This is a genomic window from Streptomyces sp. NBC_01520 (genome assembly GCF_045040375.1).
Classification (GTDB): domain Bacteria; phylum Actinomycetota; class Actinomycetes; order Streptomycetales; family Streptomycetaceae; genus Streptomyces.
Map to the genome: position 1 here is coordinate 4264659 of NZ_CP109404.1, position 26581 is coordinate 4291239.

Annotated in this window: 24 protein-coding genes, 4 tRNA genes, 1 other RNA gene and 1 pseudogene; 18 read left to right on the forward strand and 12 right to left on the reverse strand. The window is 70.9% G+C overall.

Going from position 1 to position 26581, the window contains the following annotated elements; genetic code table 11:
* The first annotated feature begins 1 nt into the window (after position 1).
* The 3 genes from OG524_RS19215 (at position 2) to OG524_RS19225 (ending at position 1417) form a co-directional block, all read left to right on the forward strand.
* On the forward strand, positions 2–373 hold the full coding sequence (locus tag OG524_RS19215; protein WP_405389604.1) for an ATP-binding protein: 372 nt from the start codon (positions 2–4) through the stop codon (positions 371–373).
* Between the two features lie 62 nt (positions 374–435).
* The gene (locus OG524_RS19220) at positions 436–798 is read left to right on the forward strand and encodes a zinc ribbon domain-containing protein YjdM (protein ID WP_405393146.1); all 363 of its coding nucleotides are present in this window, start codon (positions 436–438) and stop codon (positions 796–798) included.
* Positions 799–1048: 250 nt separating this feature from the next.
* Positions 1049–1417, forward strand: a complete 369-nt coding sequence (locus tag OG524_RS19225; protein ID WP_405389603.1) for an ArsR/SmtB family transcription factor — start codon at positions 1049–1051, stop codon at positions 1415–1417.
* A 235-nt stretch (positions 1418–1652) separates the two neighbouring features.
* Here the strand turns inward: OG524_RS19225 and OG524_RS19230 are convergent, their stop codons facing one another.
* The 4 genes and pseudogenes from OG524_RS19230 to OG524_RS19245 all read right to left on the reverse strand — a co-directional run bounded on the left by OG524_RS19230 (position 1653) and on the right by OG524_RS19245 (position 3038).
* Entirely contained in the window at positions 1653–2078 is a 426-nt protein-coding gene (locus OG524_RS19230) for a PIN domain-containing protein (RefSeq protein WP_405389602.1), read from the reverse strand.
* Positions 2075–2353, reverse strand: a complete 279-nt coding sequence (locus tag OG524_RS19235) for a CopG family transcriptional regulator (RefSeq protein WP_405389601.1) — start codon at positions 2351–2353, stop codon at positions 2075–2077. The genes OG524_RS19230 and OG524_RS19235 overlap by 4 nt, the downstream gene beginning before the upstream one ends.
* A gap of 76 nt (positions 2354–2429) precedes the next feature.
* Positions 2430–2711 (reverse strand): annotated as a pseudogene (locus OG524_RS19240) (HNH endonuclease); the annotation flags it as partial.
* A gap of 239 nt (positions 2712–2950) precedes the next feature.
* A tRNA-Ser gene (locus tag OG524_RS19245) sits at positions 2951–3038 on the reverse strand.
* Positions 3039–3159: 121 nt separating this feature from the next.
* Between OG524_RS19245 and ffs the strand changes: the two genes are divergently transcribed.
* The 6 genes from ffs (at position 3160) to OG524_RS19275 (ending at position 11736) form a co-directional block, all read left to right on the forward strand.
* Positions 3160–3256, forward strand: an RNA gene (ffs, locus tag OG524_RS19250) — signal recognition particle sRNA small type.
* 80 nt (positions 3257–3336) lie between these two features.
* Positions 3337–5592: a DNA polymerase III subunit gamma and tau gene (locus tag OG524_RS19255; protein WP_405389599.1), complete on the forward strand. Its 2256-nt coding sequence runs from the start codon at positions 3337–3339 to the stop codon at positions 5590–5592.
* 97 nt (positions 5593–5689) lie between these two features.
* Positions 5690–6943, forward strand: a complete 1254-nt coding sequence (gene purD, locus OG524_RS19260; RefSeq protein ID WP_405811263.1) for a phosphoribosylamine--glycine ligase — start codon at positions 5690–5692, stop codon at positions 6941–6943.
* Between the two features lie 370 nt (positions 6944–7313).
* The gene (locus tag OG524_RS19265; protein ID WP_405811265.1) at positions 7314–9047 is read left to right on the forward strand and encodes a hypothetical protein; all 1734 of its coding nucleotides are present in this window, start codon (positions 7314–7316) and stop codon (positions 9045–9047) included.
* Between the two features lie 200 nt (positions 9048–9247).
* A complete protein-coding gene (locus OG524_RS19270; RefSeq protein WP_405811266.1) occupies positions 9248–10711 on the forward strand; it encodes a N,N-dimethylformamidase beta subunit family domain-containing protein in 1464 nt (487 codons plus the stop codon).
* Positions 10712–10806: 95 nt separating this feature from the next.
* On the forward strand, positions 10807–11736 hold the full coding sequence (locus tag OG524_RS19275) for a phosphoribosylaminoimidazolesuccinocarboxamide synthase (RefSeq protein WP_405389595.1): 930 nt from the start codon (positions 10807–10809) through the stop codon (positions 11734–11736).
* Positions 11737–11777: 41 nt separating this feature from the next.
* Here OG524_RS19275 and OG524_RS19280 read toward each other — a convergent pair.
* From OG524_RS19280 to OG524_RS19305, 6 genes are all read right to left on the reverse strand, one after another.
* A tRNA-Gly gene (locus OG524_RS19280) sits at positions 11778–11853 on the reverse strand.
* Positions 11854–11875: 22 nt separating this feature from the next.
* Positions 11876–12499 carry a DNA-binding response regulator gene (locus OG524_RS19285; protein ID WP_405389594.1) on the reverse strand — a complete coding sequence of 208 codons (624 nt, stop codon included), beginning with the start codon at positions 12497–12499 and terminating at the stop codon, positions 11876–11878.
* Positions 12496–13749, reverse strand: coding sequence for a sensor histidine kinase (locus OG524_RS19290; protein ID WP_405389593.1), 1254 nt, complete (start codon positions 13747–13749; stop codon positions 12496–12498). The genes OG524_RS19285 and OG524_RS19290 overlap by 4 nt, the downstream gene beginning before the upstream one ends.
* Positions 13750–13977: 228 nt before the next feature.
* Positions 13978–14050: transfer RNA gene (locus OG524_RS19295), tRNA-Gly, on the reverse strand.
* Between the two features lie 79 nt (positions 14051–14129).
* Positions 14130–14201 (reverse strand) — tRNA-Gly (locus OG524_RS19300).
* Positions 14202–14364: 163 nt separating this feature from the next.
* Positions 14365–14700 carry an Lsr2 family protein gene (locus tag OG524_RS19305; RefSeq protein WP_405389592.1) on the reverse strand — a complete coding sequence of 112 codons (336 nt, stop codon included), beginning with the start codon at positions 14698–14700 and terminating at the stop codon, positions 14365–14367.
* A gap of 371 nt (positions 14701–15071) precedes the next feature.
* Here OG524_RS19305 and purS point away from each other — a divergent pair, with 371 nt between their 5' ends.
* The 7 genes from purS (at position 15072) to OG524_RS19340 (ending at position 21540) form a co-directional block, all read left to right on the forward strand.
* Positions 15072–15341 (forward strand): phosphoribosylformylglycinamidine synthase subunit PurS, encoded by a 270-nt coding sequence (gene purS, locus OG524_RS19310; protein ID WP_384495975.1) that lies wholly within the window; start codon positions 15072–15074, stop codon positions 15339–15341.
* Positions 15338–16018 (forward strand): phosphoribosylformylglycinamidine synthase subunit PurQ, encoded by a 681-nt coding sequence (gene purQ, locus OG524_RS19315; RefSeq protein ID WP_056793024.1) that lies wholly within the window; start codon positions 15338–15340, stop codon positions 16016–16018. The genes purS and purQ overlap by 4 nt, the downstream gene beginning before the upstream one ends.
* Positions 16015–18264: a phosphoribosylformylglycinamidine synthase subunit PurL gene (purL, locus tag OG524_RS19320; RefSeq protein WP_384495972.1), complete on the forward strand. Its 2250-nt coding sequence runs from the start codon at positions 16015–16017 to the stop codon at positions 18262–18264. The genes purQ and purL overlap by 4 nt, the downstream gene beginning before the upstream one ends.
* Positions 18265–18371: 107 nt before the next feature.
* Positions 18372–18896: an ArsR/SmtB family transcription factor gene (locus OG524_RS19325; protein WP_384495970.1), complete on the forward strand. Its 525-nt coding sequence runs from the start codon at positions 18372–18374 to the stop codon at positions 18894–18896.
* 29 nt (positions 18897–18925) lie between these two features.
* Positions 18926–19768 carry a M23 family metallopeptidase gene (locus OG524_RS19330; RefSeq protein ID WP_405811271.1) on the forward strand — a complete coding sequence of 281 codons (843 nt, stop codon included), beginning with the start codon at positions 18926–18928 and terminating at the stop codon, positions 19766–19768.
* 106 nt (positions 19769–19874) lie between these two features.
* On the forward strand, positions 19875–20675 hold the full coding sequence (locus OG524_RS19335; RefSeq protein WP_405811273.1) for a sterol carrier family protein: 801 nt from the start codon (positions 19875–19877) through the stop codon (positions 20673–20675).
* A 31-nt stretch (positions 20676–20706) separates the two neighbouring features.
* Entirely contained in the window at positions 20707–21540 is an 834-nt protein-coding gene (locus OG524_RS19340; protein ID WP_405811275.1) for an META domain-containing protein, read from the forward strand.
* Positions 21541–21562: 22 nt separating this feature from the next.
* On the opposite strand, the gene OG524_RS19345 is transcribed toward OG524_RS19340, so the two are convergent.
* Together OG524_RS19345 and OG524_RS19350 are read right to left on the reverse strand one after the other, a co-directional pair.
* Positions 21563–23032: a sulfatase gene (locus tag OG524_RS19345; protein WP_405389589.1), complete on the reverse strand. Its 1470-nt coding sequence runs from the start codon at positions 23030–23032 to the stop codon at positions 21563–21565.
* A 286-nt stretch (positions 23033–23318) separates the two neighbouring features.
* Positions 23319–23411: a putative leader peptide gene (locus tag OG524_RS19350; protein WP_354006217.1), complete on the reverse strand. Its 93-nt coding sequence runs from the start codon at positions 23409–23411 to the stop codon at positions 23319–23321.
* Between the two features lie 440 nt (positions 23412–23851).
* On the opposite strand from OG524_RS19350, the gene purF reads away from it, so the two are divergent.
* Both purF and purM read left to right on the forward strand, forming a co-directional pair.
* A complete protein-coding gene (gene purF / locus OG524_RS19355; protein WP_405389588.1) occupies positions 23852–25378 on the forward strand; it encodes an amidophosphoribosyltransferase in 1527 nt (508 codons plus the stop codon).
* A 57-nt stretch (positions 25379–25435) separates the two neighbouring features.
* The gene (purM, locus tag OG524_RS19360) at positions 25436–26503 is read left to right on the forward strand and encodes a phosphoribosylformylglycinamidine cyclo-ligase (protein ID WP_405811278.1); all 1068 of its coding nucleotides are present in this window, start codon (positions 25436–25438) and stop codon (positions 26501–26503) included.
* Positions 26504–26581: the final 78 nt, after the last annotated feature.

A 26581-nucleotide genomic window follows, 5' to 3' on the forward strand; every position in this document is an offset into this window, starting at 1 on the left:
GATGGGCTCCGCGGTGCGGATCGCGCGGGAGACCACCGAACAGGTCCTGGCCGAGTGGGGGGTCAGCAGACGTCACCCCGCGGTCGATCCGGCGCTGCTGATCCTGTCCGAGCTGGTCACCAACAGCGTCCAGCACGCCGCCGTGCTGTCCCCGAACGTGACCGTCATCTACGCGGCCGGCCCGGACACGTTCGCGTTCGCCGTGCACGACCGGCACCCCCACCGGCCCATGCTTTTCTCGGCGACCACCAAGGCGGGCGGCGGCGGGCTGAGCACCGTCATGGAACTCACCCTCGGCCTGGGCGGCACCGCCGTCATCAGGGGCGACGCGGACGGCAAGGGCAAAAGCATCTGGATCACCCTCCCGCTGTGAAAGACCCCTGTGCTGTAAAGAGATGTACAGGAACGACCAAGCAAGGAATCACCATGAACGATGTGACCGAGACACTGCCGCCGTGCCCCCGGTGCTCCGGCGTGTACACCTACGAGATGGGCGCGCTCCTGGTCTGCCCCGAATGCGGCCATGAGTGGGCACCCGCGTCCGCCTCCGCCGAGTCCGCGGGTGGCACCGGGGACGACGGGGTGATCAGGGACGCGGTCGGCAACGTACTCGCCGACGGCGACACCGTGACGGTGACCAAGACCTTGAAGGTCAAGGGCAGCCCGAGCGGAATCAAGGCCGGCACCAAGGTGCGCAACATCCGTCTGGTGGACGGGGTGGACGGCCACGACATCGACTGCAGGATCGACGGGTTCGGCCCCATGCAGCTCAAGTCGGCCGTGGTGAAGAAGGCCTGACCACCGCCTCGGCACGCGGCGGCACACACACGGTGCGCCGCCGCACCGCCCCGGGGGCTCCGGGCAGCCCTTTCGCGTCTTTCGGCATTGCTAACCTTGGCAATTCCCGAGGTCATGACCGCGCGTGAGTGCGCGACGATGCCCCCATGGTGAAGAGTTCTGAGGTGGATGCGATGCACGGCACTCGCACGACAGCGACCGTCCGGCCGCCGTGTCGTCCGACGGCCCACCGCCGGGCGGGGTCCGGCCGGTGAGCGCGCCGCTGTACCAGCTGAAGGCGGAGTTCTTCAAAACCCTCGGACACCCGGTGCGCATCCGTGTGCTGGAACTCCTCAGCCGGCGCGAGCACGCGGTCTCCGAGATGCTGTCCGAGATCGGGGTGGAGGCGGCCCACCTCTCCCAGCAACTGGCCGTCCTGCGCCGGGCCAACCTGGTCGTCCCCCGCCGTGAGGGCTCCGCCGTCCACTACTCGCTGACCAATCCGCAGGTGGCGGAGCTGTTGCGGGTGGCGCGAACGATCCTGTCCGGCGTGCTGACGGGCCAGGCCGAACTACTGGCCGACCTCCAGGCCACCGAACCTGACCCCGCACCCGAGCGGCGCAGGTCAGCACCTCGGTAGAGCGCCTGCGGGCCGCCCGCAGCGCGTCGGCGGCCACATGACCCGTCCCAGGATGCGGCGCCCAGACCTGTGGACGAACCGTTCGGGTTGCCCCCAACACGCTTTCCACATGTTCGTCCGACGGTTCGGAGTGGGGCGGGGCTGTTCTGACCTGGGACGGAGCCGGGCATCGGACGGATGGCGAACGGCACTGGACAGGCGTGAATGAGACCAGAACTGAGACCGGAGTGCCGGGTCATACCTTCTTGACGACGATCGACTCCGGGACCAGCTTCTCCAGGTCGTCCACGTCCGAGGTGAAGACGGTGACCTGCCCTTTCTGCTGGCGGGCGACGACGGCGAGTACTGCGTCGATCGCGTACTTGTGGCCGTGCAGCTCGGCGTCCGCCAGCAGGCGGCGGGCCTGGCGGGCCTCGTCCTTCCCGATGTCGGCGACTTCGAGCCGGGAAAGCACCCAGTCCCAGCGCTTCTCGGTGGTTCTGCCGTCGTACGCCTCGACCAGCGTCATCGGAGACGTGACCACCTCGGCTTCACCCCGGGCTGCAAGGTCGAGCCACGCGATCATCTTCCGGTCGCCGCGCACGGCCAGGGACAGGGCTTCGCAGTCGAGCACGAAGATGCGCAGCGGTCGCTGCCCGGGCTCACCGGACCGCTTCTTCACGCGGCTTTTCCGGCGCCGTGCGTTCCGGTGGCGCGCCGGCGCTCGTGCTCGGCATCGAGGTCCTCCAACTCCTCGAACGCAGTGCTGCGCTCTTCTTCGGTGAGGGGACCGTGTTCCTCCTGCAGCCAGTCCGACAGTTCTCGCAGTCGGTCCCGGTCGCGCTTGAAGCGCAGCGCCTCGGCTACGTACGCCGACATGCCCCGTTCTGCCGCCTCCGCACGGATCTCGTCCAAGAGATCCTCGGGAATCGTCACCGTTACCTTCTTCGTCGCCATACAAGAGACCATACTCTTGGTATCGCGCTCCTTACCAGCGCATTCTCGTGATCGTCGGGGCGGCGGTCATGCGGGGTCATGCGGTCGTTGCGGGACGTGAGCTGCCGTGGAAGACCTGGCCGGTGTGCCAGGAACGGTGGTCGGCGGCGATGGGGCGGACGCCCGGCCGGGGGCCGATCACCGGACGGCCGGCGAGCGTGATGACGTGCTCGCGGGCGGCGGTGCTGCGGCCGGCGAAGCTCTGGGAGACCAGGATGCGGTGGCCCTCGCCGAGACCGAGTACGCCTTTGTCGAACAGCTTGTGGTGCAGCGAGCAGAGGCACAGCCCGTTCTCGACGTCGTCCGGTCCGTCGAACGCCTTGTGCTGTCGAGCGCGACGGGGGAGAGCGTGCCGGTCTACGTGCGCAATCGGGGGAGCGGCCGGGCAGGGCGGCACATTGGGTCTCGGCGGCCGACTGGAGCTCCTGAACGCTCGGCAGGCGGCGGCCGGCCGCCGCGGCTTGCTGGCGACAACTGCGGCCAAAACTGCAACCACCCACGCCGAAGGGCCCCGCAGCAAGCTGCAGGGCCCTTCGACGTATTGCCCGGTGAGAGCAATGGCGGAGGATACGAGATTCGAACTCGTGAGGGGTTGCCCCCAACACGCTTTCCAAGCGTGCGCCCTAGGCCACTAGGCGAATCCTCCGCCGCAAACAATACAAGACGTTGGAGGGTGCTCGCGAACACGTTCCCGGGAGATCGTTCCGGGGGGCTCCCGGGAGGCCGGGTGGGTGGACTTGAGGGGGCGGGGATCGGCTAAGGTGGGCGTCAGCCCCTCACGTGGCGCTATCTGACTGAACTCCCCCAGGGCCGGAAGGCAGCAAGGGTAGGTTGGCTCTGGCGGGTGCGTGGGGGGCCCTTGCGTGTCCGGGGTGTGTGCGTCCCGCCGGATGCGGGGCCCGGAGCGGGACCGGTTGTCGGTCCACCCCGATAACCTCGTAGATGTGTCGTCCCTTGCGCTGTACCGCCGCTATCGCCCCGAGTCCTTCGCCGAGGTCATCGGTCAGGAGCATGTCACTGACCCGCTGCAGCAGGCCCTGCGGAACAACCGGGTCAATCACGCGTACCTGTTCAGCGGGCCGCGCGGCTGCGGAAAGACGACCAGCGCGCGCATCCTCGCCCGCTGTCTGAACTGTGAGCAGGGGCCCACGCCGACGCCGTGCGGGGAGTGCCAGTCCTGCCAGGACCTGGCGCGCAACGGGCCGGGTTCGATCGATGTGATCGAGATCGACGCCGCTTCGCACGGTGGTGTGGACGATGCCCGTGACCTGCGGGAGAAGGCGTTCTTCGGGCCCGCGTCGAGCCGGTACAAGATCTACATCATCGACGAGGCGCACATGGTCACCCCGGCCGGGTTCAACGCCCTGCTGAAGGTGGTCGAGGAGCCGCCGGAGCATCTCAAGTTCATCTTCGCGACCACGGAGCCCGAGAAGGTCATCGGCACGATCCGTTCGCGTACGCACCACTACCCGTTCCGGCTGGTGCCGCCGGGGACGCTGCGCGGTTATCTCGCCGAGGTGTGCGGCAAGGAGAACAGTTTCGTCGAGGACGGTGTGCTGCCGCTCGTCGTGCGGGCCGGTGCCGGATCCGTGCGTGACTCGATGTCCGTCATGGATCAGCTGCTGGCCGGTGCGGGCGACGACGGTGTGACATACGCCATGGCGACCTCGCTCCTCGGGTACACGGACGGGTCCCTGCTGGACTCCATCGTGGACGCGTTCGCGGCGGGCGACGGGGCTGCGGCCTTCGAGGTCGTGGACCAGATCATCGAGGGCGGCAACGACCCCCGGCGCTTCGTCGCCGACCTGTTGGAGCGGCTGCGTGACCTGGTGATCCTGGCCGCCGTGCCGGATGCCGGGGACAAGGGGCTCATCGACGCTCCCGCCGATGTGGTCGAGCGGATGCAGGCACAGGCGGCCGTCTTCGGTGCCGCGGAGCTGAGCCGCGCGGCCGATCTGGTCAACGAGGGGCTCACGGAGATGCGCGGGGCGACCTCGCCGCGTCTTCAGGTGGAGCTGATCTGCGCCCGGGTGCTGCTGCCCGCCGCCTTCGACGACGAGCGTTCGCTCCAGGCCCGGCTGGACCGGCTGGAGCGTGGTGCGTCCTTCGCCATGGCCGGGCCGGGCCCCGCCATGGGTTACGTGCCGGGGCCCGAGGCCCACGCGGCCGGTCCCGGGGCCGTCTCCGGGCAGACCGCCGCCCGCGCCGCGGTACGGAGCGAGGCCTACGGCGCACCGGCAGGCGCACCGCAAGGCGCACCGCAGGCCGCACCGGCAGGCGCACCGCAGGCCGCACCCATGGCCGCCCCCGCCCCGGAAGCACCGGCCGCCGCGCCTCAGGTTCAGCAGCCCCCGGCCCAGCAACCCCAGGCCCCGCCCGAAGCCCCCGCAGCCGCCCAGCGCCCCGGCGCCTGGCCTGCCGCGAGCGGGGCCGGCAGCGGCGCCGGAGGCGGAGGTGAGGCGGCGCGCCGGCCCGGTGGCTGGCCGACCGCTTCCACGCCCGGCAGTACGCCGCCCCCGCAGGCACCCGCCCCGGCAGCGGCCCCCGCTCAGGCCGCCCCCGCACCCGTCGCGCCCGCCGCCGTCGGCGGGCAGGACATGGCGCAGGGTGCTGCCCAGGTGCGGAACATGTGGCCGGACATCCTGGAAGCTGTGAAGAACCGCCGCCGGTTCACCTGGATCCTGCTCAGCCAGAATGCCCAGGTCACCGGCTTCGACGGGGCCACCCTGCAGATCGGCTTCCTCAACGCGGGCGCCCGCGACACCTTTGCGAGCAGCGGCAGCGAGGAGGTGCTGAAGCAGGCCCTCGCCGAGCAGTTCAACGCCAAGTGGCGGGTCGACGCGGTCGTCGACGCGTCGGGCGGTGGAGGTCAGCCCGCGCAGCCCGGTGGCGGCGGCGGCCGCCCGCCCTCCCCCGCCCCGTACCAGCCCGCGCCCGCCCCCCAGGCGCCCTCGTACGAGCCCCGGCCGGCTGCCCAGCAGCCCCCGCCGGCCGCCCAGCAGCCCCCGGCCCAGCAGTCCCACAGGCCCGAGCCGACGGGTTACGACCGGGCCGCCCCCGAGCCGCCGCACCCGGTCGCACCGGAGGACGACACCGCGGAGGCGGACGATCCGGACCTGATCGACTCCGCGCTCTCCGGGCACGACCTGATCGTCCGTGAGCTGGGAGCCACGGTGGTCGAGGAGTTCACCAACGAGTAAGGACGAGTGGAAGCGAGTGGGGCGCCATGCGCCGCCCCGCCGTCCACGGAGCGGCGCCCGTCGAGGCCGCCCCGCCCCGGCGGTTAGGCTGCACCCCGTGAAGGTCCTCGTCATCGGCGGCGGCGCCCGCGAACACGCCCTGTGCCGCTCTCTTTCCCTCGACCCCGATGTCACCGCTCTGTACTGCGCCCCCGGCAACGCCGGAATCGCAGAGGTGGCCGAACTGCACCCGGTCGACGCGCTCGACGGCGACGCCGTCGCGCGCCTCGCGACCGAGCTGGGTGCCGAGCTGGTGGTCGTCGGCCCGGAGGCACCGCTTGTCGCCGGTGTCGCCGACGCCGTGCGCGCGGCCGGCATCCCCTGCTTCGGCCCCTCGGGCGAGGCGGCCCAGCTGGAGGGCTCCAAGGCGTTCGCCAAGGACGTCATGGCCGGGGCCAACGTCCCGACCGCCCGCAGCTACGTCTGCGCGACGCCCGCCGAGATCGACGAGGCCCTCGACGCGTTCGGCGCCCCGTACGTCGTCAAGGACGACGGTCTCGCGGCCGGCAAGGGCGTCGTCGTCACCGACGACGTCGAGGCAGCCCGCGCCCACGCACTGGCCTGCGACCGGGTGGTCATCGAGGAGTTCCTCGACGGCCCCGAGGTCAGCCTCTTCGCGATCACCGACGGCACCACGGTGCTGCCGCTGCAGCCCGCCCAGGACTTCAAGCGGGCCCTGGACGGCGACGAGGGTCCGAACACCGGAGGCATGGGCGCGTACTCCCCGCTCCCGTGGGCCGACCCGAAGCTGGTCGACGAGGTCATGCAGTCCGTCCTCCAGCCGACCGTCGACGAGCTCCGCCGCCGCGGCACGCCCTTCTCCGGGCTGCTGTACGCGGGCCTCGCGATCACCTCGCGCGGTGTACGGGTCATCGAGTTCAACGCCCGTTTCGGCGACCCGGAGACCCAGGTGGTCCTGGCCCGGCTGAAGACCCCGCTGGCCGGGATCCTGCTCGGTTCGGCCAACGGCACCCTGGACCTCGTACCCCCGCTGAACTGGCGTGACGACGCCGCGGTCACCGTGGTCATCGCCTCGCACAACTACCCCGCGACCCCCCGGACGGGCGACCCGATCGAGGGCCTCGCGGACGTGGTGGCGAAGGATGCGCCGCATGCGTTCGTCCTGCACGCCGGGACCAGACGGGACGGCGACGCGGTCGTCAGTGCCGGGGGCCGCGTGCTCTCCGTCACCGCGACCGGCAAGGACCTGAGCCAGGCCCGTGAGCGCGCCTACACGGCCGTCGGCCGGATCCGGCTCGACGGCTCCCAGCACCGTACGGACATCGCCCGCAAGGCCGCCGAGGAGGCCTGAGAAGGCCAGAACAGAAGGCCAGAAGGGCGGTCGTACACCGCCGCTTCCGTGCCCGGCACCTCCCTCCGAGGTGCCGGGCACAGTTGTGTCCGGCGGCTCCCAGGAGCCCGGAAGGACATCGGTTCGTACACATGAACCGACGCTCGCCCGTACGACGGAACCCCTCAGGACCGGCGCGTCAGCAGCTTTACCCAAAGCCATTCCATCGGGTGACGACTCGGCCATCCGGATGACGTCCGCCGAGGCCCCAACTAGGGTGCGGCGCAAGCGTTCCGGCACTTGGCCCACCGGCATTGCGATGTCGGTGGCTGGTGCCACAGTGGGGGAGTGACCAACACCGTCGCGGGGGCAGAGGGGGTGACGTCCGGCCGTGTCCGCTACCGGTTCGGTTGAGGAGTTGGGTGCGCTGTCGGCGCGTGCCCGTGCCCTGGCGCTGCTGCGCGTCCGCAGCAGGGCCACGGCTGTGGCCATCCTGCCCGCCGCCGCAGCCGTCGTGCTGCTGGTCGCCCAGGCGCAGGGACGGCTCGGCGGCGGCGTGTGGGACACGGTGCTCCGGGCGGTGACGGCCTGCGCGGTCGTGGTGCTGCTGCTCGCCGCGACGGTCACCGTCGCGGTGGCGCGGGCCAGGCCCGCGGTCAGCCCGACGGTCGCCCTCACCGAGGAGGCGGCCCCCGATCTCTACCGGCTGGTCCGGGACCTGGCCGACCGGCTCGACGTCCCGGCGCCGTCGGCCATAGCGCTGACCCCGGACTGCGACAGCTGGCTGGAGGACCGTACGCATCCCGCTGCCCGGACGGGGGCGACGGACCTGGCCAGAGGGCTGACGGGCGGCAGGCGCGGACGGCGGGTGCCGGCCGCGCCCGTGCTGGTCATCGGCTCGCCCTTCCTGTGGTGGATGCGGGTCGCCGAGCTGCGGGCCGTGCTCGCCCCCGTCGTCGCGGGCACGGGGCCGTCCGCGCACCCCGACATAGCCGCCGCCCGCCGTTTCGTACGCGGCCTGGACGCCGTGGTCGCCGACGCCTCCGCGCCCGGCCAGGGCTTCCTGCGCCGCGTTCCGTCCGTCTTCGCGGGGTCGGTCGCCAGGATCCTGCTGCGCGGCTGCCGTGGTCACGCGGCGGAGATGGAGCGCTGCGTCGCCGCCGCGGCATCGGTGCGCGCCCAGGGGGTGGACTACGGGCTGCGGATCGTCGCCCAGGAACAGGTCGGTCTCGCCTACGCGGGCTGGGACCGGCTGCTGACCCGGGTCGCGCTGCCCGCCTGGCGGATGGGCCGTTGGCCCTCCCGCCTGGACGCGGGCGTCGTCTCGGCCCTCACCGAGCTCTCCCGGCGCGACCGGCTGGCCGAAGGCTTCGCCTCCCGGCTGGGGGAGCGCCCCGCCTGCGATCTCCTGGAGGAGCCGGGCGCTGCCGACGAGGCGGCCTCGCTGCTGGCCGCGCGGCTCTTCCACGGCGGCCCGGCGGAGACGGGCCCGGGCTGGTCCCCGGTCGACTGGCAGCAGTATCCGGAGGAGGTCGTCGACCGGAAGTGGCGCACCGAGGCCGCCCGTCTCCATCGTGTGCTCGACGCCATGGGCGTGGCCACGAGCGTGTCCGTCGGGGCGACGGGGCCGGGCACACCGGCGGCCGACGGCCCCGCGGTGCCCACGCTGGCCCGCGTCATCGGCCACCTCACCGCTCCGGGCGGCAACAGCGAGGAGCTCGCCGCCGGCATCGGCGCCGCCGTGGCGCGTGACGAGGCGGGGGCGGCCACCGGGCCCGGCACGGACGGCGGGAAGGCCGAGGCAGGCGCGACGCCCGCCGCCGATCCCCTCGACGCCTGGGGGCCCGTCCCGCTTCCGCTCTTCCCGCTCCAGCCGCCGCGTACGGGCACGGAGCTGCTCGCCGACCACGTCGTGGCGATGGTCTGCTGCGCGGCCGTGGACACGGCGGGAGCGGCGCCCGGTCTCGACTGGCTCGACGGCCCCGCGCTGCTGGTCGACGGCGGGCGCAGGACGGATCTCGGCGGACCCGTTCTGAGTCTCGTCGAGGACGGCGACGCGGAGCCGTTGCGGTCCTGGCTCTCCACCGTCGGCGTCCGCGCGGACAAACCCGTACGTCTGGTCTGAACGGCCGTGCGTCCATCCGGACCCTGAGATGTCCCTCGTACGCCCCCAATAGCCGGAAGAATGCCCTCCGTTCCCGTCAATTCGCGACGAACGGTGACGGAGCGCATGCGGGATGTGATGTGCTGGGCGCCGGGGTCGGCATCCTGCGCGGCAGAGTGGGCGCGGCAGAGCTGTCCGGGGGGACGAGGGAGGGGAGCGGTATGGGGGCGGACCAGATCCGGCGATGGGAATCGGGTGCCCTCGCGCATGCCGTGAGCGACCCCTTCGGACAGGGCCCGCTGCCCTGGCTGCGGGGCAGCGAGAACTACTTCGACGACACCGGCCAGGTGGTGCCCTGGTACGCCGACCCCGATCTGGGCCGCGGCGGGGTGGGCGGCGGCACCCGTACCGCCGACGACGTGCGCCGGCAGATCAAGGGCTTCGTGTCACCCGGTGCCGCGGCTCCCGGCGAGGCGATCGACTTCCACATCACCGTGGACCCGCCCCAGCAGTTCTCCGTCGACGTCTACCGCATCGGGCACTACGCGGGCGACGGCGCCGCCAAGATCACCACGAGCCCGCGCCTCTCCGGCATCGTCCAGCCGGCGCCGCTCACCGCGGAGCGGACCGTCTCCTGCCATCACTGGTGGCTCTCCTGGCGTCTGCAGATCCCCGGCTACTGGTCGGTCGGCGCGTACGTCGCTGTCCTGACCACCGCCGACGGGTACCGCTCGCACATCCCCTTCACGGTCCGCGACGACCACCCGGCGGACCTGCTGCTCCTGCTCCCCGACATCACGTGGCAGGCGTACAACCTCTATCCGGAGGACGGCCGTACCGGCGCCAGCCTCTACCACGCCTGGGACGAGCAGGGCCGGCTGCTGGGTGAGGAGGACGCCGCCACCACCCTCTCCTTCGACCGTCCCTACGCGGGCGCGGGTCTGCCCCTCCACGTGGGCCACGCCTACGACTTCATCCGCTGGGCGGAGCGCTACGGCTACGACCTCGCGTACGCCGACGCCCGCGATCTGCACGCGGGCCGGGTGGATCCCGGCCGCTACCGCGGCCTGGTCTTCCCCGGTCACGACGAGTACTGGTCGGTGCCCATGCGCCGCACCACGGAGCTCGCGCGCGACACCGGCACCTCGCTCGTCTTCCTCTCCGCCAACACCATGTACTGGCAGGTCGGCCTCTCCCCGTCGCCTTCCGGTGTCCCCGACCGTCTCCTCACCTGCCGCAAGCGCAGCGGTCCGGGCAAGTCCGCTCTGTGGCGCGAGGTCGACCGCGCCGAACAGCAGCTGCTCGGCATCCAGTACGCGGGCCGGGTACCCGAGCCGCATCCCCTGGTCGTGCGGAACGCCGGGCACTGGCTGTGGGAGGCCACCGGGGCGGGGGAGGGCGACGAGCTCGACGGGCTGGTCGCCGGTGAGGCCGACCGCTACTTCCCGCGTACGGCGCTGCCCGAGCACGAGAACCGCATGCTCCTCGCGCACTCGCCCTACCGGGACGGCGACGGTGCCACCCGGCACCAGGAGACGTCGCTCTACCGGGCCCCGTCCGGTGCGCTCGTCTTCGCCTCGGGCACCTTCGCGTGGTCCCCGGCCCTGGACCGCCCCGGCCATGTCGACTCCCGGATCCAGCGGGCCACGGCCAATCTCCTCGACCGGATCTGCAAGCGCGACTGAGCGGGCCGGGCCGCCGGTGGTGACCCCTGGCGGCGAGGCCCGTGCGCATGCGGGACAATCGGACCGACTCCTGGATCAACCTACGCGGAGGCAGCGTGTCCGGTTTCGTAGAAAAGCCCGAGCCCGTGCAGGTGCCGGGGCTCACCCACCTGCACACCGGCAAGGTGCGTGACCTGTACCGGAACGAGGCGGGTGACCTCGTGATGGTCGCCAGCGACCGTATGTCCGCGTACGACTGGGTCCTGCCCACCGGGATCCCCGACAAGGGGCGGGTCCTCACCCAGCTGTCGCTGTGGTGGTTCGACCAGCTCGCCGATCTCGTCCCGAACCACGTCCTGTCGACGGAGCTCCCGGCGGGGGCACCTGCCGACTGGGCGGGCCGCACGCTGATCTGCCGGTCGCTGCGGATGGTTTCCGTCGAGTGCGTGGCGCGCGGCTACCTCACGGGCTCCGGCCTGACGGAGTACGACGCGACGCGTACGGTCTGCGGCCTCGGTCTTCCCGAGGGTCTCGTCGACGGCTCCGAGCTCCCGGCTCCGATCTTCACCCCCGCGACCAAGGCCGCGGTCGGGGACCACGACGAGAACGTGTCGTACGAGGAGGTCGCCCGCGAGGTCGGCGCCGAGACGGCGGCCGTGCTGCGGCAGACGACGCTCGCCGTCTACGGCAGGGCCCGTGACATCGCCCGTGAGCGCGGGATCATCCTCGCCGACACGAAGTTCGAGTTCGGCTTCGCGCCCACCGCGGACGGCGGCGAGGAACTGATCATCGCGGACGAGGTGCTGACCCCGGACTCCTCGCGCTTCTGGCCCGCCGCGACGTGGGAGCCGGGCAAGGCGCAGCCCTCGTACGACAAGCAGTTCGTCCGCGACTGGCTGACCTCGCCGGCCTCCGGCTGGGACCGCCACAGCGAGCAGCCGCCCCCGGCCCTGCCGCAGGAGATCGTCGACGCGACCCGGGCCAAGTACCTGGACGCGTACGAGCTTCTGACCGGTACCGACTGGCCGGCCGCACCGCAGGTCTAACGGCAGAAGGCCCCGGTCACGAGGACCGGGGCCTTCTTGCGTGGAGCGAACGACGAGGTTCGAACTCGCGACCTCAACCTTGGCAAGGTTGCGCTCTACCAGCTGAGCTACGTTCGCATGCGCCGCAGCGCGCTGCCCACTATACCCAACCTCGCTCGCGGGCGAGACGCACTGCCGCATGACGGTTCTCCGCCCCGAGTTTGGAGACCGCCGCCGACAGGTAGTTGCGCACGGTCCCCTGTGACAGCGACGCCCGCGCCGCGATCTCCGCGACCGGCGCCCCGTCCACGGCCAGAGCCAGCACCTCGGTCTCCCGCACGGTCAGCGGGGAGTTCCCCGCGGAGATGGCGTCGGCCGCCAACTCCGGGTCCACATAGCGGTTTCCCGCGTGCACCGTACGGATGATCTCGGCCAGCCGCCGGGCACTGACCGTCTTCGGTACGAACGCCCGCACGCCCGCCGCGAGAGCCCGCTTCAGATGGCCCGGCCTGCCGTGGCTCGTCACGATCATGGTCCGGCAGCCGGGCAGTCCGGTGCGCAGCGATGTGGCGACCTTCACACCGTCCGCTCCCGGCATCTCCAGGTCCAGGACGGCGACATCGGGACGGTGCGCCAGCGCCATCGCGAGCGCCTCGGGGCCGGTCGCCGCCTCGGCGACCAGGACGATGTCGTCCTCCAGTGCGAGGAGGGCGGCCAGGGCGCCCCGGATCAGATGCTCGTCGTCGGCGAGCAGGACCCGGACGGGCGGTTGCGCGGATGTCATCTTTCCTCCAGCGAGGCCGGTACGGGTTCGCGGGACGGCACGGGCAGCGGCACCGTCGCCGCCAGCCGGAAGAGGCCGTCACCCGTGGGGCCCGCCTCCAGTGAACCGTCCAGTGCGGTCAGCCGTTCCCGCAGGCCGTTCAGCCCCGAGCCGCCGGGGGTGACGGCCGTGTCCGGCGGCACCCCGTCGTTCTCGACCACCAGGCGGATCTCGCCCGGTGCTGTGCGGAGGCGGATCACGCACAGCCGGGGATCGCCGTGCCGCAGCACATTGGTGGCCGCCTCCCGCACGACCCAGCCGAGCGCCGACTGCACCGGGGCGGGCAGCCGCCCGACGTCCCGGGGGTCGCCCTCCTCGACGGAGCAACCTATCCCCGCGGCCCGCAACACGCCCTGAGCACCCGCCAGTTCCGTGCGCAGATCGGCCTCGCGGTAGCCGCGTACGACGTCGCGCACCTCCTGCTGGGAGACGCGGGCGATCCGCTGCACCTCGACCATCTGGTCCATGGCGGCGGGCTTCCCGCGCTGTGCCAGCTCCACGGCCAGCTCGCTCTTCAGCGCGATCACCGCCAGATTCCGTCCCAGCACGTCGTGCATGTCCCGGCCGAACCGCAGGCGTTCCTCGGCGACCGCCAGCCGGGTCTCCACGTCCTGGGCCTCGCGGAGTTTCGACATCACCCCCAGCGACCACGCGGACAGCCGCACGGTGAAGGCGATCAGCGCGCTGCTGAAGGCCACACCGAGGAGCGTGGCGAGCACGGAGCCGCGCGTCCCGCCGGCCAGCGCGACCCCGCCGCACACGGCTGCCGCGAGCAGCATCTGGAACGCTCCGGACGCCCACAGGGGCACGACGAGGACGAACGACGTCATGAACGGCACCACCGAGGCGCCGAGGGCCAGTTGCAGCTCGGGGAACTTCTCGACACCGGTGTACGCGCCGAGCGCCAGCAGACCTGTCGTGTTCGCGGCCAGCAGGACGGCGCCGAGCGTGACCAGCCGCCGGTCGACGTCCCGCCGGCCCAGATAACGGTCGAGGGTCCGGGTGACCAGGGGCGTTCCGACGACCACCTGTCCGACCGCGGCCAGGATCGTCCCGGCGATCAGCACGAACGGTGCGTCCGACTCCCGCACGGGCCGGGTCACCGACAGCAGTACCTGGGACAGGACCGACATCCACACGAGGGAGTGCAGGGTGCCGCGCGTATAGAGATCGATCTTGTCGTAGCCGCTGCGGTTCTGCCATTTCCGCATCCGTGTCCTCACCCACACCACAGTGCCCCCGCTCCCCTCTGCCTCTTCCGGACTCCGCTCGGCCCGACGGCGGCGGGGAGAAACTCCTCGGTGGTCATGACTCAAGACTTCCGTCGGATCACGGCCGGGGACAGTGCGCACTGTCACCACTGCCCATGACAAACGTCATGGGTCGACAACGGATACGACAAAGGCCCCGATCGATATCGATCGGGGCCTTTGAACACGAGCGGACGACCAGGTTCGAACTGGCGACCTCAACCTTGGCAAGGTTGCGCTCTACCAACTGAGCTACGTCCGCATTGCTGCCACTCGGCTTTCACCGGTGGAGCGTTCACTACTCTACCTGATCCACGAAGTGGTCCGGTATGGCAGTGCAGAGCGGGTGACAGGAATTGCACACTGCGCCTTCCCCCTGGAAGGGGGATGTTCTACTACTGAACTACACCCGCACGCTGCTTCGGACCGGGCCTTTCGGCCTTGCCCTTCGGCGTGCTCCAGACTCTAGCCGACCTGCGGGGGTGTTGTGCAAGTCGGCTCCCCGGGGTGTCGTTCCGGCGGGTGCCAGAGGCCGTAGCGGAATGGATCATTCCGGGCACGGCTCCCGGCCGGCGCTCAACTGGCGGCCTGGAACGCCTCGTAGACCTTCTTGGGGATCCGGCCCCGGGCCGGCACCTCCATCCGGTGCGAACGGGCCCAGGCGCGCACGGCCGCCGGGTCGGGGGCGAGCGACGTGTGGTGGTACGACACCGGAGCCCTGCCGTGCTTGCCGGTATTTGTCTGCTTTCGACCGGCCGCCATGTAGGGGGCCAGGGTCTTGCGCAGTTTCTTTGCGTTGGCGGGATTGAGGTCGATCTCGTACGACTTCCCGTCCAGGGCGAAGGAGACCGTTTCCGCCGCTTCTCCCCCGTCGATGTCGTCGGAGAGCGAAACCACTACGCGCTGAGCCACGGATATCGGTCCTTTCCTACGGCATCGTCGCGTCTGACATGCGCCGATGACGGCCTTCCGGCTGCTAGGCGGATACGGATCGACTGGTGTCGACTGTTCCGGGGCAATCGTGCTTTCCCCGGTAATCATTTGTACAGCGGCGGGAGCCGCATTGTGAAGCCCGGGCAATTGCATCCGCGTGTCCGCATGCAATCCGGGTGAAGATTTTTTCCAGGATTTTCCCTGCCTGTTGTCGTGGTCGATATCTCACCGTGATCCCTTCCGCCCGATATCTACCCGCGTAGAATTTCTGGCCAGGTACGCTGAGTGGACCCGCGGGGATCTGGGGAACCCCTCGGAGACACAGCCGCACCACACCACCGGGAGTGCCAGTGGCACGCGTCGTAGTCGACGTCATGCTCAAGCCGGAGATCCTCGACCCGCAGGGACAGGCTGTGCAGCGCGCACTGCCCCGTCTCGGCTTCGAAGGAATCGCGGACGTACGTCAGGGAAAGCGTTTCGAACTCGAGGTCGAGGGGCCGGTCGACGCCGCAGCCCTCGCCCGTATTAACGAGATGGCCGAGACCTTCCTCGCCAACACCGTCATCGAGGACTTCACCGTCAAGATCGAGGCGGACGAGAAGGCCGAGGAGCCGAAGTGACCGCTCGTATCGGAGTCGTCACTTTCCCCGGCACGCTCGATGACCGCGACAGCCTGCGGGCCGTCCGGATCGCGGGTGCCGAACCCGTATCGCTGTGGCACCGCGACACCGACCTGCACCAGGTCGACGCGGTGGTCCTGGCGGGCGGTTTCAGTTACGGCGACTACCTGCGGGCCGGCGCCATCTCACGTTTCTCGCCGGTGATGGAGACCGTCATCGAGCAGGCGAAGGCCGGTATGCCGGTCCTCGGAATCTGCAACGGCTTCCAGATCCTGACCGAGGCGCACCTGCTGCCCGGCGCGATGCTGCGCAACAACCACCTCCACTTCATCTGCCGCGACCAGAAGCTGCGGGTGGAGAACGCGGAGACGGCCTGGACCTCGGACTACACCGCGGGCCAGGAGATCTCCGTACCGCTGAAGAACGTGGACGGCCGGTACACCGCCGACGAGCGCACGCTCGACGAGCTGGAGGCCGAGGGCCGCGTCGCGTTCCGCTACTCCGACGTGAATCCGAACGGCTCCCTCCGCGACATCGCCGGCATCACCAACGCCGCGGGCAACGTCGTCGGTCTGATGCCGCACCCGGAGCACGCCGTCGAGCCGCTGATCGGCACCGGTCGCACCGACGGTCTCGGTTTCTTCACCTCGATCATCAAGAAGCTGGTCAACGCATGAGCCTGGACACGGTCGAGCACGCGGCCGAAACCCCGGACGCCGAGCAGCCCTGGAAGGACCTCGGCCTCAAGGAGGACGAGTACGCCCGGATCCGCGAGATCCTGGGCCGTCGTCCCACCGGCGCCGAGCTCGCCATGTACTCCGTGATGTGGTCCGAGCACTGCTCCTACAAGAGCAGCAAGGTCCACCTCAAGCAGTTCGGCGAGAAGGTCCCCGAGAACGACGCGATGCTCGTCGGCATCGGCGAGAACGCGGGTGTGGTCGACGTCGGGCAGGGTTACGCGGTCACCTTCAAGGTCGAGTCGCACAACCACCCCTCGTACATCGAGCCCTACCAGGGCGCGGCCACCGGCGTCGGCGGCATCGTCCGCGACATCCTGGCCATGGGTGCCCGCCCGATCGCGGTCGTCGACCCGCTGCGTTTCGGTGCGGCCGACCACCCCGACACCCGGCGGGTCCTGCCGGGCATCGTCGCGGGCATCGGCGGGTACGGGAACTGTCTCGGCCTGCCGAACATCGGTGGCGAGGTCGTCTTCGACGCCTGCTACCAGGGCAACCCGCTCGTCAACGCCGGCTGCATCGGCGTGATGAAGCACGAGGACATCCACCTCGCCCAGGCCTCCGGCCCCGGCAACAAGGTGATCCTGTACGGCGCCCGTACCGGCGGCGACGGCATCGGCGGCGTCTCCGTGCTGGCCTCGGAGACCTTCGACGACACCAAGCCCACCAAGCGGCCCGCCGTCCAGGTCGGCGACCCCTTCCAGGAGAAGCTCCTCATCGAGTGCACCCTGGAGATCTTCAAGGAGAAGCTCGTCGCGGGCATCCAGGACCTCGGCGGCGCCGGGCTCTCCTGCGCCACGAGCGAGCTGGCCTCCGCTGGCTCCGGCGGCATGCGCGTCGAGCTGGACACCGTGCCGCTGCGCGACTCCTCCCTCTCGCCCGAGGAAATCCTCATGAGCGAGTCGCAGGAGCGCATGTGCGCGATCGTGGAGCCGCAGCACGTGGACCGCTTCATGGAGATCTGCGAGAAGTGGGACGTCATCGCCACCGTCATCGGTGAGGTGACCGAGGGCTCGCAGCTGGAGATCTTCTGGCACGGCGAGCAGATCGTGGACGTACCGCCGCGGTCGGTGGCCCACGAGGGCCCGACGTACCACCGGCCGTTCGCCCGCCCCTCCTGGCAGGACGCGCTGCAGGCGGACGACGCCGGCAAGCTGGCCCGTCCGGCGAACGGCGCGGAGCTGCGCGAGCAGGTCCTGCGGCTGGTCTCCTCACCGAACCAGGCCTCCAAGTCCTGGATCACCGACCAGTACGACCGCTTCGTGCAGGGCAACACCGTGCTCGCGATGCCCGAGGACGCCGGCATGGTCAGGATCGACGAGGAGTCGAATCTGGGCGTGGCCATGGCGACCGACGGCAACGGCCGGTTCGCGAAGCTCGACCCCTACACGGGCGCACAGCTCGCGCTCGCGGAGTCGTACCGCAACGTCGCCGCGTCCGGCGCCAAGCCGCTCGCCATCTCGGACTGCCTGAACTTCGGCTCCCCCGAGGACCCGGACGTCATGTGGCAGTTCGCGGAGGCCACCCGTGGTCTCGCGGACGGCTGCCTGGAGCTCGGCACCCCGGTCACCGGCGGCAACGTGTCGCTGTACAACCAGACCGGTGAGACGGCGATCCACCCGACGCCGGTCGTGGCCGTCCTCGGTGTGATCGACGACGTCACCCGGCGCACCCCGGTAGCCTTCGCCGAAGAGGGCCAGCTGCTCTACCTGCTGGGTGACACGCACGAGGAGTTCGGCGGCTCGGCCTGGTCCGAGGTCGTCCACCAGCACCTCGGCGGGATGCCGCCCAAGGTCGACCTGGGCCGCGAGAAGCTGCTCGGCGAGATCCTGATCTCGGCCTCCCGCGACGGCATGATCGACGCGGCGCACGACCTCTCCGACGGCGGTCTGATCCAGGCGGTCACCGAGTCCTGCCTGCGGGGTGGGAAGGGTGCCCGGCTGGTCGTCCCGGACGGTCTGGACGCGTTCACCTTCCTGTTCTCGGAGTCGGCCGGCCGCGCGGTCGTCTCGATTCCGCGCAGCGAGGAGCTCCGTTTCAACGACATGTGCGGTGCGCGGGGTCTGCCCGTGGCCCGGATCGGTGTCGTGGACGGCGACGAGATCGAGATCCAGGGCGAGTTCAGCATCCCGCTGAGCGAGCTGAGCACGGCTCACGAGGGGACCCTGAGGGGTCTGTTCGCCTAAGTTCTGCCTGTACCGAAGCCCCCGTCCGGGTCGACCGGACGGGGGCTTCGGCGTTCTCACCGGAAACTTGTTGATTGATGTTACGTAATTACGTAAGGTTGTGTTCTGTGGAGCTTGAGGAACGCGTCGCCGAGCTTGAACGCCGACTGGCGGTGCTGGAGCGGGCGGCGGACGGCGGGCCGCCGAGCCTGGGTGTCGGGGACTTCTGGGCGCTGGACGGGCTGAAGGACCAGCTCGAACAGGTCGGGGACGCGGCGGCCGACGGCGGGGTGCTGTTCACGGGCGCGGTGCGGATGCCCGCCGGGGAGCGCTACGAGTGGCAGTACGGCGCGCTCACCGCAGGGCTCCTGGGATCCGACGAGGACCGCCCGGACTGGGCGGAAGCCGCCGAACCCCTGGCCGCGCTCGGTCATCCCGTACGGCTGCGGCTGCTCCGCGAGATCCTCGCGGGCCGTCGTACGGCTGCCGAGCTGGCCGGGCTGGACGAGACGGGGACAACCGGTCAGATCTACCACCACCTGCGCCTGCTGACCGGCGCGGGCTGGCTGCACACGACGGGCCGCGGGCGCTACGAGGTGCCCGGCCCCCGGGTCGTGCCGCTGCTGGTGGTGCTCACCGCAGCCCGGCCCTGACCGCACACGCTCGCTACGAGGGGAACGCCATGTCCGTACGCAAAGCCGCCATGATCCTGTACCGCTGCTGCTGGATCGTCTTCGTCGCGTTGGTGCTGGTCACCGCCTTCACGGGGCCGTTGGACCCGTTCGTGCTGGTGTTCGTGCCCGCGGCGGCGGCCGTCGTCATCGGTCTCGCGCTGAGCCGCGCCGGCCGTACGGACCTGACGAGGGCCCGGCCTCCGGTGGAGGTCGGGCCGCCGGTGGCGGGACGCTGGACCGCGCTCATCAGCCCGGCCGACAAGGTGCCGAGCCACGGAACGCACGCCTACGGACAGGCGTACGCGATCGACATCGTCGCCGAACCGGAGGTGGGAAGCCGCCCGCCGTTCCGGTGGCTGTGGCCCGTCGCCCGTCCCGGCCGCGACTTCCCGGCCTTCGACGCCCCGATCCTCGCGGTGGCGGACGGCACCGTCGTGCGCGCGCGCGACCGGCAGCGCGACCACCTCAGCCGGAACTCCGGACCGGCGCTGGCGTACCTGCTGGTGATCGAGGCCTTCGTCCGTGACATGGCCGGTGCGCACCGGATCGTCGGCAACCATCTCGTGCTCGACCTCGGCGACGGCACGTACGCCGCGTACGCGCACCTGCGGCAGGGTTCGCTCCAGGTGAGGGCGGGGGACACCGTCCGGGCCGGGCAGCAGCTTGCCCGGTGCGGGAACTCGGGCAACTCCACCGAGCCGCACCTCCACTTCCAGCTGATGAACCACCCGGACTTCGACACGGCCCGCGGAATTCCCTTCACCTGGCGGGGCCTCGGGATCCCGGCGAACGGCGAGGCGTTCGTGACCGACGAGGCCGTCGTGACCGACGAGGCCGTCAGCACCGGCTGACAGCGCGGCGACCGTCACGCGCGGTGCCGTACGGGAGGCGATCGTGCGCAGCCGGGTCCGACGGCACATGAGGGCGCTGTCGGACCCGCCGATTAGTCTCCCCCTTATGCCACCGGCCAAGAAGCGCCCCCGCGCGTACGACCTCTCCCGGACCCGGACCGCGGTCCTCGCCCAGTTCGGCCATGTGCGGGAAGCGGTCCGGGGCCTGACGCCCGAACAGCTCACCCGCCCGGCCGGGCCGGGCGACCGGACGGTCCGGGACCTGGCGGCGCACCTCGCCACGGCGGTCGAGCGCGTCAACCGCGGTCTGGAGCTCCCGGAGCCGACGGGCGGTCCGAAGCCGCAGCTCACGCTGCTGGAGTGGCCGTTCTCCGCAGCCGAGGCCACCGGCCGTGTCACCGACGACCCGGCCCTCGCCGGACAGCGGCCCGGCCTCGACGCGCTGTACGAGGAGACCGCCACCCGGTTCGCACAGCTGGTGCCCGCCGACGCGGGGGACCGGCTGGTGGCGACCCGGGCGGGGACCATGCGGCTGGGCGACTTCCTGGTGACCCGGGCCGTCGAGCTCGTCGTGCACACGGACGATCTCCACCGGGCGACCGGCCTCGACATCCCGTACGACCGTCAGGCGCTCGCCGCGTGCACCCGGTTGCTTGCCGACGCGCTCGCCGACCGGGCGCCCGGCGGATCCGTCGAGGTGCGCGTCCCGCCCTTCGCCGTCGTGCAGTGCATCGGCGGCCCCAAGCACACCCGGGGCACCCCGCCCAACGTCGTGGAGACGGATCCGCTGACCTGGATCCGGCTGGCGACGGGCCGTGCGGAGTGGACGCGCGAGCTCCAGGACGCCAAGGTCAGCGCCAGTGGCGAGCGGGCCGACCTTGCCCCGCTGCTCCCGCTGACGGGCTGAGGGGAACCGGATCGACCGGTCGATCCGTCCCATGGCCATGTACAAACAACGTATGGCCGTCAGCGCCCTGGCCCTCCTCACCCTCACCGCCTGCGGTACGGAATCGGTCTCCGGATCAGGCTCCGGAGACGGCAGCGGCACCGTGCGGACGGACCTGGCCCTCAGCGGTGTCCACTGGAACGTGTCCTCCCTGACCGTCGACGGGAAGAAGACCGCCGCACCGGCCGGCGCCCATGTCGAGATCGACTCCGAGGGCGGTGCGAGCGGCAATCTGGGCTGCAACCGCTTCACCGCCGACGCCCGCGTCGAAGGCGAGAAGGTCACCGTCGGACCGGACACCACCACGGGCATGGCCTGCGAGGAGGATGTCCAGCGGTTCGAGCAGGCGATGGGCCGCACGTTCAGCGGCGAGCTCGTGGCAGCCGTCGCCGGCAAGGGGGACGACAGGACCCTGACCCTGACCGCGGCCGGGGGCGACACCATCGTCCTCACCTCGCAGCCGCCTGCCCCGCTCACCGGCACCACCTGGAAGGTCACCGGGCTGGTCTCCGGCAGCACCGCCTCCTCCCTGCCCGCGGGCGCGGAGGACAAGGCGCACCTGACCCTCGGCAAGGACGGGTCCGTGGAGGGCAGCCTCGGCTGTAACTCCTTCCACGGCGAGGCGACCGTCTCCGGCTCCACGATCACCTTCGGCCCGCTCGCCTCGACGCGGAAGATGTGCCCGGGTCCCGAGATGGAGCTGGAGCGCGCGGTGCTCGCCGTCCTCCAGGGGAAGACGACGTACGGGATCCAGCACCGCACGCTGTCCCTCACCGCGGCGGACGGCAAGGGACTCGGAGCGTCGGCCCCGGCGGCCGGGAAGTGACCGCCCGTGCGGGTGCGGAGCGTCAGGAAGCCGTCGGATACGGCAGCAGACCGGCATTCGTCCGCTCCCACGACGCCCGCAGCCCGGCCAGCAGCTCCGGCTCGGCCGCAGCCCTGTCGGCCTGTTCCCGCTGGTCGTCTGCCAGCTGGAACAGCTGGTCGGCGCCGCTCCGGCCCCGGTAGTACTTCCAGTCGCCGCGCCGCAGCGCCCGCTCCCCGCGCACCCGCCAGAACAGGTCGCGCTCCTTCGGCGCCTCGTCCCGCAGCAGGTATCCGGCGAGGCTGGTCCCGTCCAGCGGATAGGCGGGATCCGGGCGGGCCCCGCCGAGCTCCAGCAGGGTCGCCGTCCAGTCGGGCGAGAACACCGGCAGGTCGCTGACCTGGTTGCCGTCGATGCGGGCCGGCCAGCGCAGCACCGAGGGGACCCGGATGCCACCCTCCTGGAGCGAGCTCTTGTTGCCGGACAGCGGCCAGTTGTACGAGAACCGCTCCCCGCCGTTGTCGCTGGCGAAGAAGACCAGGGTGTCCTCCTCCTGGCCGGAGCGCTTCAGGGCCTTCAGCACCTCGCCTACCGAGCGGTCCAGGTCCTCCACCATCTCGGTGTACTTCTCGACCGAGCCGCCGTCGGCGTTCCACAGGGCGCCCCTGTCACCGGCCTTGATCCGCCGGACGATCTCGGCGCTCTCCTCGGTGTCCCCGTCCGCGATCCACGGCCAGTGCGGGGTCGTGAAGTTCAGGTTGAGGAGCCACGGCCGGTCGTGGTCACGCTGTACGTACTCGCTCGCGCGCTCCGTCAGGATCCGGGTGTAGTAGCGGAGGTCCTTGTACTCGGCGTCGCCCTCGTACAGGTCGTACTCACCGCCGAGGCCGAGCTTCGAGTAGTACTCCAGAGCCCCGCCGAAGTTTCCGAAGAACTCGTCCCAGCCCGACCGGGTCGGGCTGTAGTCGGGCAGGTAGCCGCAGTGCCACTTGCCGATCAGCGCGGTCGAGTAGCCGGCCCCGCGCAGCAGGGACGCCAGCGTGGGGTGCGTCGGTTCGAGGCCCACCGACCGGTCCGCGATGGGCTCCGCGAGCCCGCCCTTCGTGCGGCCCGGGTAGCGCCCGGTGTAGAGGCTGAACCGGGTGGGCGAGCAGGTGGCGGATCCGGAGTACGCGTCCGTGAACCGCACCCCCTGGCGGGCCAGCCTGTCCAGGTTCGGGGTCCGGATGTGCGGAGCGCCGTACGAGGAGAGGTCCGCCCAGCCGAGGTCGTCGCCGAGGATGAACAGGATGTTGGGGCGGCGCCCGTGCTTGCCGCGGGCGGCGCGGAAGGGCTGCTCGCGCGTGGCCCCGGAGACGGTCGCTCCGGCCGGGGCGGGAGCGGCGGCTGCCGGGATTCCCGCGGCGACGGTCGCCGCGGTGGCGCCCACGGCGCTGCCGAAGGCGCGCCGGGAAAGCGACGAGGACGAAGGCCGATGTGAACTTGTGTTCGATTCAGGTTGGCGGGAGGGCATGAGGTCTCCTCGACAGGCCTCGCGCACGGGCCGGAGCGACGGGCACGGGCAGGGGGAAGCGGCGGAATCCCGTCAGGGGGCGCACGGGACCGTGCGCCCGGCCATGGACGGGAGAGGGCGGTGAGGGGGGCCGGAGCTGATGCCCGGATTCCGGGACCGGCCGAGGGGACGCGGCGGTGACCGGAGCGCGCGGCGGGTCAGGGGCTACGGCGTGCGGCGTTCGCGCCACCGGGAACCATGGTGCGCGCGGTGCCAGGAACCACGGTGCGCGGCGCTCGTGGTGGTGTCAGGCGCGGCGACAGATGGCGCTCGCGACGCGACCCAGATCGACGTGGCGGCGCTCCACGAGCGTGACCGAATGATCACCGAGGGGCTGCATGGGCCAGGAGCCTGCCAACGGGCCATGCTCCTGTCAACGCTGGTCTCGCACTGCGGACGTCTCCCCGAGCGCCCCGGTCCGTTCCGCGACGACTCCACCGCGGCCCCACGGTGTGAGGCTCGCCACGAAACGAGCGTTCGGTCACGCGTTGCCCCCGCACCCCCGCCGGTTCACCGGACGCCATGACCGAGTGTGCCGGTACCGGTTGCGGCCGTCGGCCGGAACCGGGCGGTAACCAGGCGCGGATCCGGGCGGGAGCCGCTTCGCGGCCCTGCCGGCACCGTCCGCCCACCCGGCCGCGATCACTCCCCGTGACCGTTCGAATCGGTGCTGACCGCCCCCGCGGGACCGCTCCCGCGCACGTCCGCAGCGCTCCGGCGACCCCTTCCCGGCGGCTCCCCAATTCGGACCGGTGGTCGATCTCGCCTACACTCGGTGCCGTGCCTCGTGGTGATGGACGACTCAACCACGACCTGCTCCCCGGAGAGAAAGGCCCCCAGGACGCTTGCGGCGTCTTCGGTGTCTGGGCTCCGGGCGAAGAGGTCGCCAAGCTCACCTATTTCGGACTGTATGCCCTGCAGCACCGTGGACAGGAGTCCGCGGGCATCGCAGTGAGCAACGGGTCCCAGATCCTTGTCTTCAAGGACATGGGCCTGGTCTCGCAAGTCTTCGACGAAACGTCTCTGGGATCGCTCCAGGGCCACATCGCGGTCGGTCATGCCCGCTACTCCACCACCGGTGCCTCGGTGTGGGAGAACGCGCAGCCGACATTCCGTGCCACCGCGCACGGCTCGATCGCCCTGGGCCACAACGGCAACCTGGTCAACACGGCCCAGCTCGCCGAGATGGTCGCCGACCTCCCCCGCAGGGACGGCCGCGCGACCCAGGTCGCGGCGACCAACGACACCGATCTGGTGACCGCGCTGCTCGCCGGCCAGCGGGACGAGAACGACAAGCCGCTCACCATCGAGGAGGCCGCCGCAAAGGTGCTCCCCGAGGTCAAGGGCGCCTTCTCGCTCGTCTTCATGGATGAGCACACCCTCTACGCCGCCCGTGACCCGCAGGGCATCCGCCCTCTGGTCCTCGGCCGGCTGGAGCGCGGCTGGGTGGTGGCCTCCGAGTCCGCCGCCCTCGACATCTGCGGTGCCAGCTACGTCCGCGAGATCGAGCCGGGCGAGCTCGTCGCCATCGACGAGAACGGCCTGCGCACCTCTCGCTTCGCAGAAGCGAAGCCCAAGGGCTGCGTCTTCGAGTACGTCTACCTGGCCCGCCCCGACACCGACATCGCCGGCCGGAACGTCTACCTCTCCCGCGTGGAGATGGGCCGGAAACTGGCTGCCGAGGCTCCCGTCGAGGCCGATCTGGTCATAGCGACGCCGGAATCGGGCACCCCCGCGGCCATCGGCTACGCCGAGGCGAGCGGGATCCCGTTCGGTGCCGGACTGGTCAAGAACGCGTACGTCGGCCGGACCTTCATCCAGCCGTCCCAGACCATTCGGCAGCTGGGCATCCGCCTCAAGCTGAATCCGCTCAAGGAAGTCATCAAGGGCAAGCGCCTGGTGGTCGTCGACGACTCGATCGTCCGCGGCAACACCCAGCGCGCACTCGTCCGGATGCTCCGTGAGGCCGGTGCCGCCGAGATCCACATCCGGATCTCGTCCCCGCCGGTGAAGTGGCCCTGCTTCTTCGGCATCGACTTCGCGACCCGCGCCGAGCTGATCGCCAACGGCATGACCGTCGACGAGATCGCCACCTCGATGGGTGCCGACTCGCTCTCGTACATCTCGCTCGACGCGATGATCGAGGCGACGACGATCCCCAAGCAGAACCTGTGCCGCGCCTGCTTCGACGGTGTGTACCCGATGGAGCTCCCGGACCCTGAGCTGCTCGGCAAGCAGCTGCTGGAGACCGAGCTGGCGGCCGGCCCTGCCGCGACCGCGGCGGCCGACGCGCTGCGTCGTCCGTGACCCGGACCGACCGGCGTCCCCACCAGCCCCGTATTCCCACACGAAAGATCCCGGGCAATGTCTGAGACAACAGGTGCTTCCTACGCGGCGGCCGGCGTCGACATCGAAGCCGGTGACCGCGCCGTCCAGCTGATGAAGGAGTGGGTGAAGAAGACGAAGCGCCCCGAGGTCCTTGGCGGCCTGGGCGGATTCGCCGGCCTCTTCGACGCCTCGGCGCTCAAGCGTTACGAGCGCCCGCTGCTCGCCTCCGCCACCGACGGCGTCGGCACGAAGGTCGATCTGGCCCGGCAGATGGGCGTGTACGACACCATCGGCCACGACCTCGTCGGCATGGTCGTCGACGACCTGGTCGTCTGCGGTGCCGAGCCGCTCTTCATGACCGACTACATCTGTGTCGGCAAGGTGCATCCCGAGCGTGTCGCGGCCATTGTGAAGGGCATCGCCGAAGGCTGTGTCCTCGCCGGCTGCGCCCTGATCGGCGGGGAGACCGCCGAACACCCGGGACTGCTCGGCCCCGACGACTTCGACGTCGCGGGTGCGGGTACGGGCGTGGTCGAGGCCGACCGGCTGCTCGGCCCGGAGCTCATCCGTAAGGGTGACGCCGTCATCGCGATGGCGTCGTCCGGTCTTCACTCCAACGGGTACTCGCTCGTGCGCCACGTGGTCTTCGACCGGGCCGGCTGGGCCCTGGACCGCGAGGTCGAGGAGTTCGGCAGGACGCTCGGCGAGGAGCTCCTGGAGCCCACCAGGATCTACTCCCTGGACTGCCTGGCGCTGACCCGTACGACCGAGGTGCACGGCTTCAGCCACGTCACCGGCGGTGGCCTGGCCAACAACCTGGCCCGGGTCGTCCCGGACGCGCTGCACGCCACGGTCGACCGCTCCACCTGGACGCCCGGTGCTGTGTTCGACCTGGTCGGCAAGGCCGGACAGGTCGAACAGCTGGAGCTGGAGAAGACGCTCAACATGGGTGTCGGAATGATCGCGATCGTGCCGGCCGACTCGGTGGACGCGGCCCTGACGACGCTGTCCGACCGGGGCGTGGACTCCTGGGTCGCCGGCGAGATCACCGACCGCGGCGCACACACCACGGGTGCCGCGCTGACCGGCAGCTACGCACGGTAGGACCGTCACGACCGTCGGTCCGGCGCCCACCGGACCGACGGCGGACGGGATCGCTCACCCGTCCGGACCTGGACAGCA